Raw genomic sequence first — 18,448 nt, forward strand, 5'->3', positions numbered from 1 at the left:
ACGGCCGCGCTCGTCCCTGTGCGTGTGGGGCGGCGTAGGCTTGAACACGTGCCAGCAGTGAATCTCGGGATGCCCAAGGTCCCCGAAACCCTCGCCCCCCGCCGCAAGTCCCGCCAGATCAAGGTCGGCAAGGTGCTCGTCGGCGGCAACGCGCCGGTCAGCGTTCAGTCGATGTGCACGACGCCGACCACGAACATCAACGCCACGCTCCAGCAGATCGCGGAGCTGACAGCATCCGGCTGCGAAATCGTGCGTGTCGCGGTGCCGTCCCAGGACGACGCGGATGTGCTGCACATCATCGCCAAGAAGAGCCAGATCCCGGTGATCGCCGACATCCACTTCCAGCCGAAGTATGTCTTCCAGGCGATCGACGCCGGGTGTGCGGCCGTCCGAGTGAACCCAGGCAACATCCGCAAGTTCGACGACCAGGTCGGCTCGATCGCCGCCGCGGCGAAGGCCGCGGGAGTTTCACTGCGCATCGGTGTCAACGCTGGCTCGCTCGACCCGCGTCTGCTCGAAAAGTACGGCAAGGCGACGCCCGAGGCGCTCGCCGAGAGTGCGCGGTGGGAAGCATCCCTCTTCGAAGAGCACGACTTCCACGACTTCAAGATCTCGGTCAAGCACAATGACCCCGTCATCATGGTGAAGGCGTACCGCCTTCTCGCCGAGATGGGTGACTGGCCGCTGCACCTCGGTGTCACCGAGGCGGGCCCGTCATTCCAGGGCACGATCAAGAGCGCGACCGCATTCGGCATCCTGCTCGGCGAGGGCATCGGTGACACGATCCGCGTCTCGCTGTCGGCGCCGCCCGCCGAAGAGGTCAAGGTCGGTCACCAGATACTTCAGTCCCTCAACCTGCGCGAGCGCAAGCTCGAGATCGTCTCGTGCCCGTCGTGCGGCAGAGCTCAGGTCGACGTCTACACCCTCGCCGACGATGTCACCGAGGGACTCAAAGACATGACCGTGCCGCTGCGCGTGGCGGTCATGGGCTGTGTCGTCAACGGACCCGGCGAAGCCCGTGAGGCCGACCTCGGTGTGGCCTCGGGTAACGGCAAGGGCCAGATCTTCGTCAAGGGCGAGGTCATCAAGACGGTGCCCGAGTCCGAGATCGTCGCGACCCTGATCGAAGAGGCCAACCGTCTGGCCGCCGAGATGGGCCCGGACGCCGCGCTCGGCACCGCACAGGTCATCACGGCCTGAAGCCGCTTCAGTCAGTCACGAGGCGCGCCGGGAGAGCGCGTCGAGGACGAAGTCGAGGCCGGTCAGGCCTGAGTCTGTGCGGGTTTGGGCGTGCGCGCGCTCGGCGCCGACTCTGCGGTTCGTGAGCGCGACACGCCTGCGCTAGCGTGCGAGTGGCTCGTTCACTCACCCGAGGAAGGCTCATGACCGACACACCGCGTACGTCCGGCCTGTCGCGACCGATCACCGCGGGAGTCGTCACGGCCCTGGTCGGGGTGACGAGTTCGTTCGCGGTTGTGCTCACCGGCCTACGCGCAGTCGGCGCGACCCCCGCCCAGGCAGCGAGCGGACTGCTCGCGCTGTGCGTGACGATGGGACTCGCCGCGATCGTGCTGGCCTGGCGATATCGGATGCCGATCACGGTCGCGTGGTCCACCCCCGGGGCCGCGCTGCTGGCAGCGACGGGAGCGATAGAAGGCGGGTGGCCAGCCGCAGTGGGTGCTTTCCTGGTGGTCGCGGGTCTCATACTTCTGACGGCAGTCTGGCCACACCTTGGTCGACTCATCGCACGGATTCCGCCCTCCATCGCTCAGGCGATGCTCGCGGGGGTGCTGTTGCCGCTGTGCCTCGCGCCGGTCGGGGGCCTTGTGGCGAACCCATGGGGCGTGGCGCCGGTGATCGTCACCTGGCTCGTGTTCGCCCGACTCTCGCCACGCTGGGCTGTCCCGCTCGCTTTTGTTGCGGCATCCGTTGTCGTCTCCGTCCATCTGATTTCCACCGGCGTTCCCCTCGACCCCGCGGTCCTCGTGCCCAGGGTGGAGTTCACTGCCCCCGTCTTCACCTTCGGCGCCCTTGTCGGGATCGCCCTCCCACTCTTCCTCGTGACGATGGCATCGCAGAACGTACCCGGGGTCGCGATCATGCGCAGCTACGGGTACGAAGTTCCGTGGCGTCCAGCGATGTTCGTCACCGGCATCGGGTCGGCGCTGTCTGCCCCCGCGGGTGGGCATGTGATCAACCTCGCTGCGATCAGCGCCGCGCTCGCTGCGGCGCCCGAAGCCGACCCTGACCCGCAGCGGCGATGGGTGGCGAGCATCTCGGCGGGAGTATCGGGGATCGTCCTCGGGGCGATGTCGGCCGCGTTCGTCGCGCTCGTGCTCCTCGCGCCGGAGGGCGTGATCCCCGCGGTAGCGGGCATTGCGCTCTTCGCCGCCTTCGGATCGTCGATCCAACAGGCCATTGATGACCCGGGCGAGCGGCTCCCGGCGGTCGTGACCTTTCTGGTCGCGGCATCCGGCGTAGCGATTCTCGGCGTCAGCGCGGCGTTCTGGGCCTTGGTCGCGGGTTTGATCGTCAGGGCCGTCCTGCACTTCCGGCGCTGAGGCGAAGGCTCAGGAGACCGCGCCGCCGATTGCCCCAATGTCGCTCTCCTCAGCGAGCGAGGTCCGAATGGCCACCTCGAGAGCGCGCACGATGTCGTCGAGTTCGAGGTACGGAGCCGTCATCGGGGCGTGGTCGACATCCCACGGCACGTGGATGAATCCGGCACGAACGCCGGGATGGGCGGATGCCTCATCCATCGCCGCGAAGAACACGTGGTTGCAGACGAACGTGCCGGCGCTGTACGAGATCTCGGCGGGGACGCCAGCTGCGAGCAGGTCACGGACGATCGCCTTGACAGGGAGCGTCGCGAACCGCGCTGTGGGCGCTCCTGCAACACTGGGCTGGTCGACCGGCTGCGCTCCGTCGTTGTCGGGGATGCGGGCATCGGCAAGGTTCACCGCGACCCGCTCGATGCTGATCGCAGATCGGTTGCCGGCGAGGCCTGCCGCGACGACGACATCGGGCGAGTGCTGGGCGATCAACTCCCGCAGCCGCTCAGCCGCCCCTGAAAAGGTCACCGGCAGCACGTCGGTGATCAGCACGTCCGGGCCCGTCCACCGCTCGGCAACCCGCCGCACCGCGACGCCTGAGGGGTTGGAGGCGTCCCCGCCGAACGGTTCGAATCCGGTAAGCAAGACGGTGGTCATCGCTCCAGCGTAGGCGGGTGAGACTGCGGTGAGCCTGGAGAGCTCAAGCCCGGCTGAAGATGATCGAGCCGTCGGCGACGGACGCCTGCTCCAGGCGAAGGCGCACGGTCGAGCCCGGCTCTTCGGTGAGCCCTGCGACCTTCACCGCGACGGGAGGTTGTCGCACCTGCACCCGGGCGCCGTCGCCGCGCTGGGCGAGGACGATGCCGGTGAACTCCTCGCCCTCTCGGCCGTGCAGGACGGCTGCCTCGACGCGGTCGAGTGCCCCGGCATCGAGCTGGCTCGCGCGCTGGCTGCTTCGCGCCATGAGAGTGGGCACGTCCGGGAGGCTGTCCCGCGCCCAGGCCGGAACCTCGCGACCCTGCGCGATCGCCTCGCAGATCACCAGCGACCATCGATCGACGAGTCGGCGCAGCGGCGCGGTCGTGTGCGCGTAGGGCGCACCGATCGCGGCCTGGATGGTCTCTTCCGGCGCTTCGCCGTCGAACGCAACGTAGCCCGCGCCGCGGAAGAGCGAGGCCGCGTACTCGCGGGCCGCCCGCTCGGGCGCGCTCTGGCCGAGGCTGCGCAAGTAGTCGCCGTACTCGACGTCGAAGCGCCACGGCACTCCGAGGGCGACGGTCTGTGCGCGAAAGGCGGCGACATCGTCGGGGTCGGCGGGTGGCATCGTGCGCAGGATACCGATGCCACCGCGCAGCATGAGGTCGGCCGCGGCCATCCCGGTCAGAAGAGACACGTGGGCATTCCACTCCTCGAGCGGCACGCCCTCGCTGCGTTCGAGCCGGTACCCGTCGGCCTCGGCGACGATGTGCGTCTCGGGGAGGTTCAGGCTCGCCCCGCCGCGCTCGCGTTCGCGCACCGCGCGCTCGGTACCGAACCAGGGGAGTGCTGCCAGTGTTTCGTCGTCGGTGCCGCCGTCGATAGCCCGCTGAGCGTCGTCGTACGTCCACTGAGTGCGCGACCGCACAATCGCGCGGGTCAGAGTGGTTTCGAGGGGCCGTGATCCCTCGTCCAGCAGAAACCGCCAGACGAACGCACGCCGATCCGTGCCCGGCAGCAAAGAGGCCGCGCCTTCACTGAGGACGGCCGGATGCAGCGGCACGCGCCCGTCCGGGGCGTAAAGAGTCTGGCCCCGGCGCCTGGCCTCGACATCGATCGCGCCGCCGGGCTCGACGTAGACGGGCACGTCAGCGATGGCATAGTGCAGTACGGCGCCATCCGGGGTGCGCTCGAGGTGGATCGCCTGGTCCAGGTCGGTCGAGCCGGGCGGGTCGATCGTCAGAAAGGGGATATCGCGAAGGTCCGGTAAACCCGCGACAGTAGGGTCCACTGATACCGATCGCGCGACCGCCTCGGCTTCGGACTGCACCGCGGGCGAGAACTCACCCGGCGCATTCAACGACGCCCGCAGCGCCTTCAGTGATTCCGCCAGCTCGTCGCGGGCTTCGGACGGGACGAGTCGAGATCGGCGCACCTGCACGTGGTCAGCCTATGTCGGGCCGTAGGTATTGTGGCCGGACGCGGCGGGCCCCGGCATCCGTCCGCCTAAACTTGACCCTCGTGGTCACACGTCTCTCGCATTTCTTCCTCCGCACGCTCCGTGAAGACCCGGCCGATGCCGAGGTCACGAGCCACCGGTTGCTCGTCCGTGCCGGGTACATCCGGCGCCAGGCGCCCGGAATCTTCGCCTGGCTCCCGCTGGGGTTGAAGGTCAAGGCGAAGATCGAGGGCATCATCCGCGACGAGATGACGAACGCCGGTGCCTACGAGGTGCACTTCCCGGCGCTGGTTCCCCGCGACCCGTATGAGCAGTCCGGGCGGTGGGAGGCGTACGGCAACGGCATCTTCCGCCTGAAGGACCGTAAGGACGCCGACTATCTCCTTGCCCCCACCCACGAAGAGCTCTTCACCCTGCTGGTGAAAGACCTGTACTCGTCGTACAAGGATCTGCCCCTGTCGATCTATCAGATCCAGGACAAGTATCGCGATGAGGCGCGTCCGCGCGCCGGACTCCTGCGGGGGCGCGAGTTCACGATGAAGGACGCGTACTCGTTCGATTACACCGACGCGGGATTGGATGCTTCGTACCAGGCGCAGCGCGATGCCTACGAGCGCATCTTCACGAGGCTCGGGCTCGAGTACGTCATCGTCAACGCCGACAACGGCCTGATGGGCGGGGCGCGCAGCGAGGAGTTCCTGCACCCGACCCCGATCGGCGAAGACACCTTCGTGCGTTCGAGCGGCGGTTATGCGGCCAACGTCGAGGCGTTCACGACGGTCGTTCCCGAGGCGAGCCCGTTCGACGGGTTGGGCGAGCCGGCCATCTTCGACTCGCCCGACACTCCGACGATCCAAACCCTCGTCGACCACGCGAACGCTCACCTCGAGGCCCCGGCCGAGGGGGAGTGGACCGCTGCGCACACCCTGAAGAACGTCGTGCTGGCGCTCACCCACCTTGATGGCACCCGCGAGCTCGTCATCGTGGGCGTCCCCGGCGACCGCGACATCGACGACAAGCGCGTCGAGGTGGCCTTCGCCCCGGCCGCTGTCGAACCCGCCACCGAAGCCGACTTCGCGCGCCACCCGCTACTGGTCAAGGGCTACATCGGCCCGTGGTCGGAGAGCGGCGCGATCCTCGGCGAGGAGTCCGCAACCGGCATCCGTTTTGTCCTGGACCCCCGCGTCGTCGACGGAACATCCTGGATCACCGGCGCGAACATCGACCAGAAGCACGTGCACACCCTGGTCGCCGGTCGCGACTTCGCCGGCGACGGTTTCGTCGAGGTCGCCACGGTGCGCCCGGGCGACCCCGCGCCGGACGGATCCGGCCCGGTCGAACTCGCACGCGGCATGGAGATCGGCCACGTCTTCCAGCTCGGACGCTTCTTCGCCGACATCCTGGGCCTCAAGGTGCTCGACGAGAACGGCAAACTCGTAACCGTCACGATGGGCTCGTACGGCATCGGCGTGACCCGCATCCTCGCGATCCTGGCCGAGCTCAACAACGACGAAAAGGGCCTGATCTGGCCGGCGTCAGTGGCGCCGTTCGACGTACACGTCGTGGCCGCAGGCCGAGACGCGGTGGCCTACCAGGTCGCCGAAGCGCTGTCGGCCGAGCTCGAGGCATCCGGAATGGACGTTCTCTACGACGACCGCCCCAAGGTCTCACCCGGCGTGAAGTTCGGCGACGCCGAACTCGTCGGTGTGCCCAAGATCGTGATCGTGGGCCGGGGCGCGGCCGACGGCCAGGTCGAGCTCTGGGACCGTAGCACCGGCGAGCGTACGACCGTCCCGGTCGCAGAGGTCGCGTCGCAGCTCACCCGTTAGTCGGGGGTCACCGCAGCCAGACAGGAGAAATCCCCAGAAAAGACGAGGCGCGAACGATCATCCTGTTCTGGGGATTCTGCCTGTGCTCGTGCGGTGCTCGCACGCGATCAGACAAGCCGGTCAGACTCGGCTGACCTTGCCGTGACGCATGGTGTCGTCCGGGGTCTCTTTGGTGACCAAGGCCTTCAGCATTCCCGCCGCGGTGACGAGCTTGCCGTGGTGTGGCTCCCAGAACTCGGTCTCGACGGGCGTGACGCGCAACAGCGCAATCCCGGGGGTGTCGAGCCCGTCCTCGAACCAGATCGTGAGCGACGAGGTGTAGAGCTCGTCCATTTTGGCTCGGTCGTGCACGACCTGAGCGCGCCCGGCGACGGTCACGAACCGGAAGCCCTTCGAGTCCGCGTAGGCGAGATTCACGTCGTGGTCGGCGCGCGCTTCATCGACCTTCTTGGAGTCATCGAGCGTGAAGAACCAGATGTCACCGTTCCGATCCATCTGCCGGGTACTCATGGGCCGGCTCACCAGGTTGCCCGCGGCATCCTGCGTAGTCAGCATCGTGAAGTCGATGTCTTCGACCAGTTCTTTGATGCGCGCCATGGCCTCGACGCCGGTGACCTCTTCGGGGGTGTTCTCTGACATCGTCCGAGCGTGCGTGATCAGCTCGGCAGAACAAAGGGCATTGACAGGGTGGATGCCGCGGGCTACAGATCCGCGTACTTCGCACGAAACCCGCAGAAGACTCCGTAGATGATGAGCCCTGCGCCGATCGCTCCGACGAACCAGGGTCCGGAGGGCACCGCGAGCAACGCGTCGATTGCGGCATCCAATCCGCCCGCAGCTGAGGCTTCGCCGCGCACGGCGGCGACGAGAAGGAGCACGCCCAGAATGAGCAGCGCGACGCCCTTGGCGACGAACCCGACGATTCCCAGTGTCTTCACGCCGTTGCCGAGTGCGTCGTCGGGGATCGTCATCTTGTTCTCGAAGCTACGGCGCACACCCATCACGATGAAGGCGATACCGCCGATCGCGATACCCAGACCGGTGGCACCGAGAACGAAGACTCCACCCGGAATTACGAGCACACCACGGCTGACCGCTTGCGCGGCCTCGTCGGCATCGGGCTTCGCACCGAGCGCGACAGCGGCGGCGATCAATCCGAGACACAGGAACACCAGCGTCTGGCCCCACTCCGAGACACGAACGCCCCACTTCTTCGCCGAGCTGTCGCGGCGGGCGAGCAGGCCTTCGATCGCATGCCAGAGCGCGAGAGCCCAGAGAGCGATGGCTATCGCCCAAAGCACGACGAAGCCGAACGGGATTGCGGCGATCGCTTTGAACGCCCCCGCTTGGTCGGTCTCGCTGTCGCCGCCGAAAGCCACGATGAGCGCCAGAATGCCGACCAGTACGTGCACCGCACCGTTGGCGGCATAGCCTGACCGCGCAAACGCCTGCATGAGGGCGGATGCCTCGGCTGCGCGCGCGGCCTCATGGGCATCGGTGATCACGAGTCCACCTTAAGCACGTCGATGCCGTCTGTTTACTCCGCTCACGCCCCCTCGCTGCAGAAAGTGGCACGCTGGAGGTATGCGTGACAGCTCCACCGTCCCCGTCGAAGCGACCGACGACATCCGCAGGCTCATCGCCGACGCCGGCATCACCGACAACGTCGACCTCATCGCCCGCATTCTCGTCACCGGTGTCGGGCTGGGGATAGACGGCACGAGCCGCCTCGATCTGAAGATCACCTCTGCGGCGCTCAGCGAGATGCGCACGGCGTTTCAGCTCTTTGCGCCGTATTCGCATGTCCCCAAGGTGACGATCTTCGGGTCCGCCCGCACGAAGACCGAGGATGCCCTGTACGGCCAGGCATCCGCCGTGGCCGCAGCGCTCGCCGAGCGCGGCTGGATGGTCGTCACTGGTGCGGGCCCGGGCATCATGCAAGCGGCGGCCGAGGGAGCGGGTGCTGAGCAATCGCTCGGTGTATCGATCAGGCTGCCGTTCGAAGAGAAGCCCAACGCCGTGGTGGCTGCAAACGCCCGCAACGTGGCGATGAAGTACTTCTTCACCCGAAAGCTCATGCTCGTGAAGGAGTCGCAGGGGTTCGTCTGTGTGCCCGGGGGCTTCGGCACACTGGACGAGATGTTCGAGCTGCTCACGCTCCAGCAGACGGGCAAGGCTGAGCCGACCCCGATCGTCTTGCTCGACGAGCCTGGCGGCACGTTCTGGGCGGGCCTGCGTCGATTCATCGACGAGCAGCTGATCCCCTCCGGAGTGATCTCTCCCGACGACTTCGATCGCGTGCTGGTGACGGACTCGGTGGAGGCCGCTGCATCCGAGATCACGAACTTCTGGAGCAACTACGACTCGCTCCGATGGATCGGCTCGCGTCTGGTATTGCGGTTGCGGCATGCGCCGACGGATGCTGAGATCCGGGCGCTCAACGACCAGTTCGAACACCTTTTGCTCAAGGGCAGGATCGAGCGTGCCGAACCGCACCGTCACGAGATCGAGGATGGTGACCGGCTCGATCTACCGCGGCTGGTGCTGACACTCGATCAGTGGAGGGTCGGATCGCTGTTCCGGCTGATCCGGGCGGTCAATAACCTCGAGAGCGCCCGAACCAACCGCTAGAGCTCAGCCCTCGTGCAGGTGATCGCGGTGCTTAGCGTCCGCGCGTTGCTTGGTCGGGAGGTCGATCGGCCCGGTGACTGAGAGCGAGTCCTCCCACACTTCGATTCCGGTCACATCGGGCATCCGGTCGCGTGTGAAGACAGGGTTGAGTCCTGCCCTGCGCTGTTCGGTGTAGTCCTTCAGCAGTCGGAACGCGATCCCCGAGAGCAGACCGATCGCGATGAGGTTGGTGAGCGCCATCAGCCCCATCACGCCATCGGCGAAGTTCCAGACGAGGTCAGCGCCAACCACCGAGCCCGCAAGCACTGCAAGCACGACCAGTGCGCGGTAGCCGGTGAGCAGCATCGGGTTCGGGTTGATGAACTCGATGTTGGATTGGCCGTAGTAGTAGTTGCCGATGATTGACGAGAACGCCAGCATGAAGATGATGATGCTGAGCGCGATGCTCGACCAATCACCGAGTGTCGAGACCAGCGCCCCTTGCGTCAGGCTTATACCTCGTTCGGCGTTCTCAAGGTCGGGTACCGAGACCAGGATGATGAAGGCCGTGATCGAGCAGACCAGGAACGTGTCGAAGTAGACGCCGAGCGTCTGGACGAGTCCCTGCTTGACCGGGTGAGTGACGGCGGCCGAGGCGCCGGCGTTCGGAGCGGAACCGAGCCCAGCCTCGTTCGAGAACATGCCGCGCTTCACGCCCGTCATGATGATCTGACCGAGGGCCGCACCGAAGACGCCCTGGAGACCCCAGGCCTCGGTGAAGATCTGGGCGAACACCGAGGGCAGCTGGTCGATGTGGATGGCGACCACCGCGAGACCCAGGAGCAGATAGGCGAGCGCCATGATCGGCACGAGCAGCTGGGTGACGGACGCGATGCGTCGGACACCCCCGAAGACCACGAGGCCGGTCAGCACAGCGACAGCGATGCCGATCGCCCACGGAAGCCATCCGGGAGCACTGTCGCCGATTGTTGCGACGACGGTCGCCGAGATCGTATTGGCCTGGAGGGAGCTGAACGCGAACGGGAAGCAGATGATCAGGATGATGGCGAACCAGATCCCGAGCCATCTCGCCTTGAGGCCGCGCTCCATGTAGTACGCAGGTCCACCGCGGAACCCATCCTTGTCGCGGATCTTGAACAACTGCGCAAGCGAGGACTCGATGAAGCTCGACGCGCCACCGACGAAGGCCATGAGCCACATCCAGAACACCGCGCCAGGCCCGCCGATCGCGATCGCCGTGCCGACGCCGGCGATGTTGCCGACCCCGACGCGTGAGGCCGCCGAGATCGTGAAAGCCTGGAATGCCGACACGGACTGCGGTTTGCCGTCCGTGGTCCGCGGAGTCTTATCGGTCAGTGTCCGGAACATTTCGGGAATGAGCCGGAACTGCACTACCCCCGATCGGACCGTGAAGTAGAGCCCGAGCACGATGACGACGGGGAGCACGGCCCACGTCCATAGGTTGTCGCCCCAGGTCAGAAGCCATGCGTTGAGTTCGTCCATCGGCCCAGTATGTCGGCGTAGATGTGTCGCCCGCCACTGTTGGTCGTGAGTTGGTGCGGTGATCGTCGACGTAGCATTGACGAGGTGATCAGCGGTCCACCTCGCCGCACGGGCTCCCCTTGGAGCATTCTTCCGCGGCTGACATCGAGCGCACCGCCCGCGGTGGTGGCCATCGTCGGGGCCGTGATCCTGACTATCGGCCTTCTCGTCGTCACTCGCCCGCTGACGTCGCTCTGGCTCCTCACGGTGTACATCGCGGTGAGCGCGATCCTCACCGGCGTGGCAGAACTCCTCACCCACCGCGCTACTCCCCACTGGCCACGCCGCATCATCGCGACGGTATGGTTCGCGCTGGGCGCGGTCATCCTCATCGGCTTCGGTCGCACGCTCGATCTGCTGCCGTCGGTGCTGGCGCTGCTGCTCTTCATGGGCGCGCTCGTCAGCCTGTCGGATGCGCTGACGCGCGGAACCCTCAGCGAGCGCGTGCTCAGTGCGGTATGGGGTGCGGCGCAGATCGTGTTCGGCATCCTCGCCCTCACCTGGCCCGACATCACCGCGATCGTCGTGGCGGTGGTCTTCGGTGTGCGGACGATCATCTTCGGGGTCATCCTCGTGTGGCGAGGTTTGAGCGGACTCGTCACACCCCGTGCTGGGGGATCAGGCTTAGGGGTTTCCGAGATCGTGAGCACCCCGTCACGATCTGCTCGTGCATGGATGGCTACCGGCCGCTATGCGCTCGCCGGCGTGTTGATCGTCGTCGCCTCGGGCGGCTGGTGGCTCAACGACTGGTTGGCCGACGGCACACCCGTCGTAGACGCGTTCTACAATCCACCCGACGTGGTTCCCTACGAGCACGGCAGGCTCATCCGCAGCGATGTGTTTCTCGGCCAGCACCCTCCCGGCGCGAATGTCACCCGCATCCTGTACACCACACGAGATGCGCTCGGACAACCTGCGGTTGCCAGCGCGCTGGTGATCGTTCCCGAAGACCCTCCTCCCGGCCACCGTCCGGTGATCGCCTGGAACCACGGCACCACCGGGGTGGCCCGTGACTGCGCGCCGAGTCTGCGCGATGCGTCGGCGACCCACTGGGCGATCCCCGCAGTGAACGACGCGATCGAGCGCGGGTGGGTCGTCGTGGCCACGGACTACTCCGGGCAGGGGGCGCCGGGGGTGTTCCCCTACCTCATCGGTCGCGGTGAGGCGCGCTCCTCATTGGACGCGGTCGTCGCGGCCCGTGAACTGGATGGTCTGCGACTCTCTGAGCGGACCGTCGCCTGGGGGCACTCGCAAGGAGGCCACGCAGCGCTCTGGATGTCGCAGATCGCCGAGGACTACACCCCTGAGCTCGACATTCGAGGGACCGCTCTGCTCGCACCGGTGTCGGATCCTCGCGCGCTCGCCGACGAGATGGCGTCGGGGGAGGGGGATGCGGTGCTCTCGATTCTCACGGCTTGGGTACTCGTCCCGTACGCCGATACCTACCCTGATGTGGATCTGTCTCGCTACGTCACGCCGGGTGCTGCCCCGATCGTCCGCGAGATGACTCAGCGCTGTGTGGACGAACCGGGCTTGGTCGTCTCGGTGGCAACCGCGATCGGGGTATCGGAGGATCGGCCGCTCTTTCTCGGCGACCTCTCCGAGGGGCCACTCGGAGACCACCTGGCCGATAACGCTCCTTCAGGTCCGTCTAAGGCGCCGATCCTGGTCGCATGGGGTGACGCCGACGAGGTGATTCCTCCGCGTCTGCAGCACGAGTTTGTCAGCGACCTGTGCGCGCAGGGCGATCGCGTCCGATGGGTGATCTACGCCGGCTACGACCACCGCGGAACCCTCGTGCCCGCATCCCGATTCCTCGGACTGCTCACCAACTGGAGCGACACGGTGCTCACGGGTTCCGGGGTCCCGCTCGATGACTGCCATCGCTGATCGCTGATCCTGAGTATCTCCCGGACTTTGCGAGCGAGGCATCCGGTAACGTTGTAGGGTTCCGGCGCGCGAAGCGTGCCGGTAAGAGCTGAATATGGAGGCCATCGTGGACATCGATCTTGGACTGTTGCGGACCGTCGAGCGTGAGAAGGAAATCCCCTTCGAGGAACTTGTCGGCATCATTGAGCAGGCGATCCTGACCGCGTACGCCAAGCACACCTCGCCGACGGGCGAGCTTCCCGCGGGCGCACGAGCGGTTCTTGACCGTAAGACCGGCCACGTCGCCGTCTTCGTGCCGCTGCTCGACGAAGACGACATCGTCATCGGTGAAGAAGAGTCCACCCCCGATGACTTCGGCCGTATCGCCGCGTTCGCCGCGAAGCAGGTCATCAGCCAGCGTCTGCGCGACATCGCCGACGACGCCGTACTGGGCGAGTTCAAGGGCAAAGAGGGCGATATCGTCGCCGGCGTCGTTCAGCAGGGCCCGAATCCCCGCATGGTGCACGTCGATCTCGGCACGGTCGAGGCCATCCTTCCGCCCGAAGAGCAGGTCGCCGGTGAGTCCTACGCTCACGGTTCACGCGTGCGCGTTTACGTGACCGCGGTCACCAAGGGCACGAAGGGTCCGCAGATCACTGTGTCGCGCACCCACCCCGGACTCGTTCGCAAACTGTTCGCCCTTGAGGTGCCCGAGATCGCTTCTGGCCTCGTCGAGATCGTCTCGCTCGCCCGCGAGGCCGGTCACCGCACCAAGATCGCGGTGAAGGCCAACGACCCGTCGATCAACGCCAAGGGTGCCTGCATCGGCGAACTCGGTCGCCGCGTGCGCGCGGTCACCGAAGAGCTCAGCGGCGAGAAGATCGACATCGTCGACTACGACCCCGAACTCGCGAAGTTCGTCGCGAATGCTCTGTCGCCGGCGAAGGTGACTTCCAGCTACATTCTGGATGCCTCATCCAAGGCCGTCCGCGCGCTCGTACCCGACTACCAGTTGTCGCTGGCGATCGGCAAAGAGGGCCAGAACGCTCGCCTCGCCGCCAAGCTCACCGGCGCGAAGATCGACATTCAGCCGGATTCGATCCTGGAAGACGCCTGACCCCGGGCGGGCGCCCAGGCCGGAGGTGTAGCATGGAACCCGTACGAACGTGCGTCGGTTGCCGTGCGCGTGCCTCCCGGTCCGCCCTTCTGAGGGTCGTGGCCATTCGCTCCCACCTCATTCCTGATGAGCGTGCGACGATGCCGGGGCGGGGCGCGTGGGTGCATCCGACGGATGAGTGTGTGGATGCCGCGATCCGGCGCCGCGCCTTCGTACGTGCATTGCGCGTGTCAGGCCCTCTTGACCCGCAGACCCTCATGAACACCCTCCAGCGAAACGGCTGAACGGCTATGGAATCAAAGTGAACGGCTCAAAATGAGTCCCGTCCGCGACTAATGGTCTGCCCTGCCTGGGTAGATCCCAGACAGGAGAATTGTGGCTAACGCCAAACCCCGCGTACACGAGATCGCCTCCGAACTCGGAGTCGACAGCAAGGTGGCTCTCGCCAAGCTGAAAGAGCTCGGCGAGTTCGTCAAGAGCCCCTCGTCCACCATCGAGCCCCCCGTGGCTCGCAAGCTTCGTGCTGCCCTTGAGGCGGATGGCGCTCACAGCGCCCCCACTGCTTCCGCTGACAGCAAGCCGGCCGCTTCGGCGCGCTCGTCCTCGGCTCGTCCGGGGCCTGCACGTCCGGCTGCTCCGGCTCCGGCACCCGCTCCGGCTCCGGCTCCGGCCGCTCCCGCAGCAGCGACTCCCGAGCCCGCTGCCGCAACACCCGCTCCGGCAGCACCCGCTCCGGCAGCACCCGCTTCCCCCGCCTCCGAGGCTCCGTCTCCGGCCGCGCCCGAGTCGGGCGCACCCACCCCGGGCGCACCCCGCCCCGGAGGCGCACGTCCCGGCAACAACCCCTTCGCGTCGTCGCAGGGCATGGGACAGCGTCCGACCGGACCCCGACCCGGCAACAACCCCTTCGCTTCGGCGCAGGGCATGGGCCAGCGTCCGTCGACGGGTCCGACTCCCGGCAACATCCCGCGCCCCCAGGCTCCTCGCCCCGGTGCTCCTCGCCCCGGTGCTCCCGGCGCTCGTCCGGGTGGCCCTGGCCGTCCCGGTGGTGCTGGTCGTCCCGGTGGTGCTCCGTTCCAGCAGCGCCCCGGCGGCCCCGGTCGCCCCGGCGGTGGCGGTGGTGGATTCCAGCGTCCCGGTGGCGGTGCCCCTGGTGCCGGTGCTCCGGCTGGCGGGTTCGCCGGTCGCCCCGGTGGCGGCGGCGGTCGTGGCCGTGGCCCCGGTGGTGGTACCGCAGGTGCCTTCGGCAAGGGTGGCGGCAAGTCCAAGCAGCGCAAGTCGCGTAGGGCTAAGCGTCAAGAGTTCGAAATGCGGGATGCCCCCGTCGTCGGTGGCGTCAACGTCTCGCGCGGTAACGGCGAGATCATCCGCATGCGCCGTGGCGCATCGATCTCCGACTTCGCCGACAAGATCGAGAACCTGACCGGCTACACCGTGCAGCCCGGAACCCTCGTCACCATCCTGTTCAACCTGGGTGAGATGGCGACGGCGACCGAGTCGCTCGACGAGGCCACCTTCGAGGTGCTCGGTGCCGAGCTCGGCTACAAGATCCAGATGGTCTCGCCCGAGGACGAAGACAAGGAGCTCCTCGAGGGCTTCGGTCTCGACCTCGACGCTGAGCTGGATGCCGAGAACGAGGAAGACCTCGAGATCCGTCCGCCCGTCGTGACCGTCATGGGTCACGTCGACCACGGTAAGACGCGACTGCTCGACGCCATCCGCCAGACCAACGTGGTCGCCGGCGAGGCCGGTGGTATCACGCAGCACATCGGTGCGTACCAGGTCTGGACCGAGCACGACGGCATCGAGCGCGCGATCACCTTCATCGACACCCCGGGTCACGAGGCGTTCACCGCCATGCGTGCGCGTGGTGCGCAGGTGACCGACATCGCGATCCTCGTGGTCGCCGCTGACGACGGCATCATGCCCCAGACGGTAGAGGCGCTCAACCACGCCCAGGCCGCTGGTGTGCCGATCGTGGTCGCCGTGAACAAGGTCGACAAGCCCGACGCCAACCCGGCCAAGGTGCGCCAGCAGCTCACCGAATACGGGCTGGTCGCCGAGGAGTACGGCGGCGACGTGCAGTTCGTGGATGTCTCTGCCCGCGATGGCAAGAACATCCAGGCGCTGCTGGACGCTGTGCTGCTGACCGCCGACGCAGGGCTTGATCTCACGGCCAACCCGAACAAGGCTGCCCGCGGTGTCGCGATCGAAGCGAAGCTCGACAAGGGTCGCGGTTCGGTTGCCACGGTGCTCATCCAGTCCGGAACCCTCCGCGTCGGTGACGCGATCGTTGCGGGCACGGCCTACGGCCGTGTGCGTGCCATGGCAGACGAGAACGGCGATGCCGTGCTCGAGGCGTGGCCGTCGCGTCCTGTTCAGGTGCAGGGCCTCAACTCGGTGCCCAAGGCCGGCGACACGTTCATCGTCACCGACGAAGACCGTCTCGCCCGTCAGATCGCTGAGAAGCGTGAGGCTGCTGAGCGCAACGCCCAGCTGGCCAAGGCGCGCAAGCGCATCTCGCTCGAGGACTTCACCCGCGCACTCGAAGAGGGCAAGGTCGAGTCGCTCAACCTCATCATCAAGGGTGACGTTTCGGGTGCTGTCGAGGCGCTCGAAGAGTCGCTCCTCAAGATTGAGGTCGATGGCTCCGTGCAGCTGCGCATCATCCACCGCGGTGTGGGTGCGATCACCGAGTCGGATGTGAACCTGGCGACGATCGACAACGCGATCATCATCGGCTTCAACGTCCGCCCTGACACGAAGGCACGCGAGCGCGCCCAGCGTGAAGGTGTCGACACCCGGTTCTACTCGGTCATCTACAACGCGATCGACGACGTCGAGCAGTCCCTCAAGGGCATGCTCAAGCCGGAGTTCGAAGAGAAGCAGTCGGGTGTGGCCGAGATCCGCGAGGTGTTCCGCTCCTCCAAGTTCGGCAACATCGCCGGTGTCATCGTCCGCTCCGGAACGATCACGCGCAACGCGAAGGCTCGCGTCATCCGCGACGGTGTCGTCATCGCCGATGGCCTGGCCATCGAGTCGTTGCGTCGCTTCAAGGACGACGTCACCGAGGTGCGTACGGACTTCGAGGCCGGTATCGGTCTCGGTAAGTTCAACGACATCCAGATCGGTGACGAAATCGAAACGACAGAAATGGTTGAGAAGCCGCGCGGATAGTCGCTGGCTGCGGAGACGGATGTCCCGCTCAGGCAACGGGAACCCCCAAGACCCCGACTGCCTGTGCGGGACATCCGTCACCTCCGCCGGTTCTCCCGCCCGGTGGTCAAGAGAGAAGAGAAGAAAATGGCTGGCGAACGTCAAGCACGAGTGGCCGACCGCATCCGTGTGGTTCTGGCTGAGCGCCTCGAGAAGGGGCTGCGCGACCCGCGCCTCGGCTTCGTCACGATCACCGATGTGAAGGTGACCGGCGACCTGCAGCACGCCTCGGTGTTCTACACCGTCATGGGCGACGACGCGTTGCGTGCCGACACGGCCGCAGCACTGAAGTCCGCGACCGGGATGCTGCGCACCGAAGTCGGCAAGCACCTCAACACCCGACTGACACCATCGCTGGAGTTCTTCCTCGACGCGATCCCCGAGAACGCCGATCACATCGCCGACCTGCTGCGCGAGGCGCGCGAGCGCGACGCGGCGGTTGCGGGGCTCGCGGCAGGGGCGACGTATGCCGGCGATGCCGACCCGTACGTGAAGCCCCGTGAGTTCGACGTCGACGCGGATGAATCCGACGCTGAGATCGACGAAGATCTTGAGGACGAGAACGACGAAAAGTCCGTCTAGCGCGCCGGCGCCGGAGAACGTGCTGTTGCGATTTTCTGTTGTCGTGCGGTGCGAGTTCAGGAGGGCAGTCGAAGGACGTCGTCGGATGCCTCGGCCAGCCCGTCGGCGATGAGCGAGTCGATCGCCCGGTCGCGCTGCGGCGCGTCGGGCCATTGCGCGATCACCTCGTCGAAGGGGATCGGCTGGGGAGCAGCATCCCGCAGCTGTTTCAAGACCGCACCACGCGCCTGACGATCGCTGCCTTCGTAGCGCGCCTGCTTGCGGCGATCGTCGCCGGTGTCGGGGTAGCCCGCCACGCGCCACCCGCACACCCGCGCGACCGGGCAAGCCTCGCAACGGGGGCTCCGCGCAGTGCACACAACGGCTCCGAGCTCCATGGTCGCGGCATTCACGATCGCGGCTTCGTTATCGTCGCGGGGGAGGATCGCGTCCATCGCGGCGAGGTCCCTCCGAGCAGGGGCTTCGGGCTGGGACTTGGCGTCGATGGCGCGGGCCAGCACGCGACGGGTATTCGTGTCGACGACGGGATGCCGGTCGCCGTAGGCGAAGACCGCCACCGCGCGCGCCGTATAGTCGCCTATGCCGGTGAGGGCGAGGAGCGCGTCCACGTCCCGGGGGACGACACCATCGTGCCGATCGCGGATCTCGACTGCCGCGCGATACAGCCAGAGTGCCCGACGCGGATAGCCGAGGTTCGCCCACTGCCGTACCGCCTCGGCCGGAGCATCCGCCGCCAAACTCGAAGGGGTGGGCCAGCGCTCCAGCCATGCTTCGAGATGGGGGATGACCCGCGCGACGGGGGTCTGCTGCAGCATGAACTCGCTCACGAGAATGCCCCACGCGCCGAACTCAGGATGCCGCCACGGTAAATCCCGAGCGTTCTCGCGGTACCACGCGATAAGCGGCGTCGCGAGGTCGGGCATGGGTTTCACTCACACGACCATAAAGTAGAAAC

Annotated in this window: 15 protein-coding genes; 9 read left to right on the top strand and 6 right to left on the bottom strand. The window is 66.7% G+C overall.

Going from position 1 to position 18,448, the window contains the following annotated elements; all coding sequences use genetic code 11:
- Positions 1–48 precede the first annotated feature (48 nt).
- The gene (gene ispG / locus LG299_RS16210) at positions 49–1,200 is read left to right on the top strand and encodes a flavodoxin-dependent (E)-4-hydroxy-3-methylbut-2-enyl-diphosphate synthase (protein WP_404432093.1); all 1,152 of its coding nucleotides are present in this window, start codon (positions 49–51) and stop codon (positions 1,198–1,200) included.
- A 182-nt stretch (positions 1,201–1,382) separates the two neighbouring features.
- On the top strand, positions 1,383–2,561 hold the full coding sequence (locus LG299_RS16215; RefSeq protein WP_404432095.1) for a benzoate/H(+) symporter BenE family transporter: 1,179 nt from the start codon (positions 1,383–1,385) through the stop codon (positions 2,559–2,561).
- 9 nt (positions 2,562–2,570) lie between these two features.
- On the opposite strand, the gene pcp is transcribed toward LG299_RS16215, so the two are convergent.
- Both pcp and LG299_RS16225 read right to left on the bottom strand, forming a co-directional pair.
- A complete protein-coding gene (pcp, locus tag LG299_RS16220; RefSeq protein WP_404432097.1) occupies positions 2,571–3,209 on the bottom strand; it encodes a pyroglutamyl-peptidase I in 639 nt (212 codons plus the stop codon).
- A 43-nt stretch (positions 3,210–3,252) separates the two neighbouring features.
- A complete protein-coding gene (locus LG299_RS16225) occupies positions 3,253–4,689 on the bottom strand; it encodes an RNB domain-containing ribonuclease (RefSeq protein ID WP_404432099.1) in 1,437 nt (478 codons plus the stop codon).
- A gap of 80 nt (positions 4,690–4,769) precedes the next feature.
- Between LG299_RS16225 and LG299_RS16230 the strand changes: the two genes are divergently transcribed.
- Positions 4,770–6,536 carry a proline--tRNA ligase gene (locus tag LG299_RS16230; RefSeq protein ID WP_404432101.1) on the top strand — a complete coding sequence of 589 codons (1,767 nt, stop codon included), beginning with the start codon at positions 4,770–4,772 and terminating at the stop codon, positions 6,534–6,536.
- 120 nt (positions 6,537–6,656) lie between these two features.
- On the opposite strand, the gene LG299_RS16235 is transcribed toward LG299_RS16230, so the two are convergent.
- Together LG299_RS16235 and LG299_RS16240 are read right to left on the bottom strand one after the other, a co-directional pair.
- The gene (locus tag LG299_RS16235; protein ID WP_404432103.1) at positions 6,657–7,175 is read right to left on the bottom strand and encodes a pyridoxamine 5'-phosphate oxidase family protein; all 519 of its coding nucleotides are present in this window, start codon (positions 7,173–7,175) and stop codon (positions 6,657–6,659) included.
- 62 nt (positions 7,176–7,237) lie between these two features.
- Entirely contained in the window at positions 7,238–8,041 is an 804-nt protein-coding gene (locus LG299_RS16240; protein ID WP_404432105.1) for a DUF1206 domain-containing protein, read from the bottom strand.
- Between the two features lie 79 nt (positions 8,042–8,120).
- Here LG299_RS16240 and LG299_RS16245 point away from each other — a divergent pair, with 79 nt between their 5' ends.
- A complete protein-coding gene (locus tag LG299_RS16245; RefSeq protein ID WP_404432107.1) occupies positions 8,121–9,167 on the top strand; it encodes a TIGR00730 family Rossman fold protein in 1,047 nt (348 codons plus the stop codon).
- A gap of 3 nt (positions 9,168–9,170) precedes the next feature.
- Here the strand turns inward: LG299_RS16245 and LG299_RS16250 are convergent, their stop codons facing one another.
- Entirely contained in the window at positions 9,171–10,670 is a 1,500-nt protein-coding gene (locus LG299_RS16250) for an alanine/glycine:cation symporter family protein (protein ID WP_404432110.1), read from the bottom strand.
- An 84-nt stretch (positions 10,671–10,754) separates the two neighbouring features.
- On the opposite strand from LG299_RS16250, the gene LG299_RS16255 reads away from it, so the two are divergent.
- The 5 genes from LG299_RS16255 (at position 10,755) to rbfA (ending at position 17,493) form a co-directional block, all read left to right on the top strand.
- On the top strand, positions 10,755–12,599 hold the full coding sequence (locus LG299_RS16255) for a lipase family protein (protein ID WP_404432112.1): 1,845 nt from the start codon (positions 10,755–10,757) through the stop codon (positions 12,597–12,599).
- Positions 12,600–12,705: 106 nt separating this feature from the next.
- Complete coding sequence (gene nusA / locus LG299_RS16260; protein WP_404434927.1) at positions 12,706–13,695, top strand: transcription termination factor NusA; 990 nt, start codon at positions 12,706–12,708, stop codon at positions 13,693–13,695.
- A gap of 98 nt (positions 13,696–13,793) precedes the next feature.
- The gene (locus LG299_RS16265; RefSeq protein WP_404432114.1) at positions 13,794–13,979 is read left to right on the top strand and encodes a YlxR family protein; all 186 of its coding nucleotides are present in this window, start codon (positions 13,794–13,796) and stop codon (positions 13,977–13,979) included.
- A 91-nt stretch (positions 13,980–14,070) separates the two neighbouring features.
- Positions 14,071–16,872 (top strand): translation initiation factor IF-2, encoded by a 2,802-nt coding sequence (gene infB, locus LG299_RS16270; RefSeq protein WP_404432116.1) that lies wholly within the window; start codon positions 14,071–14,073, stop codon positions 16,870–16,872.
- A 126-nt stretch (positions 16,873–16,998) separates the two neighbouring features.
- Positions 16,999–17,493 (top strand): 30S ribosome-binding factor RbfA, encoded by a 495-nt coding sequence (rbfA, locus tag LG299_RS16275; RefSeq protein ID WP_404432118.1) that lies wholly within the window; start codon positions 16,999–17,001, stop codon positions 17,491–17,493.
- Between the two features lie 56 nt (positions 17,494–17,549).
- Here the strand turns inward: rbfA and LG299_RS16280 are convergent, their stop codons facing one another.
- Entirely contained in the window at positions 17,550–18,416 is an 867-nt protein-coding gene (locus LG299_RS16280; RefSeq protein WP_404434928.1) for an A/G-specific adenine glycosylase, read from the bottom strand.
- Positions 18,417–18,448: the final 32 nt, after the last annotated feature.

Source organism: Microbacterium lacus, from assembly GCF_044794305.1.
In the GTDB taxonomy this organism is placed as follows: Bacteria; Actinomycetota; Actinomycetes; order Actinomycetales; family Microbacteriaceae; genus Microbacterium; species Microbacterium lacus_B.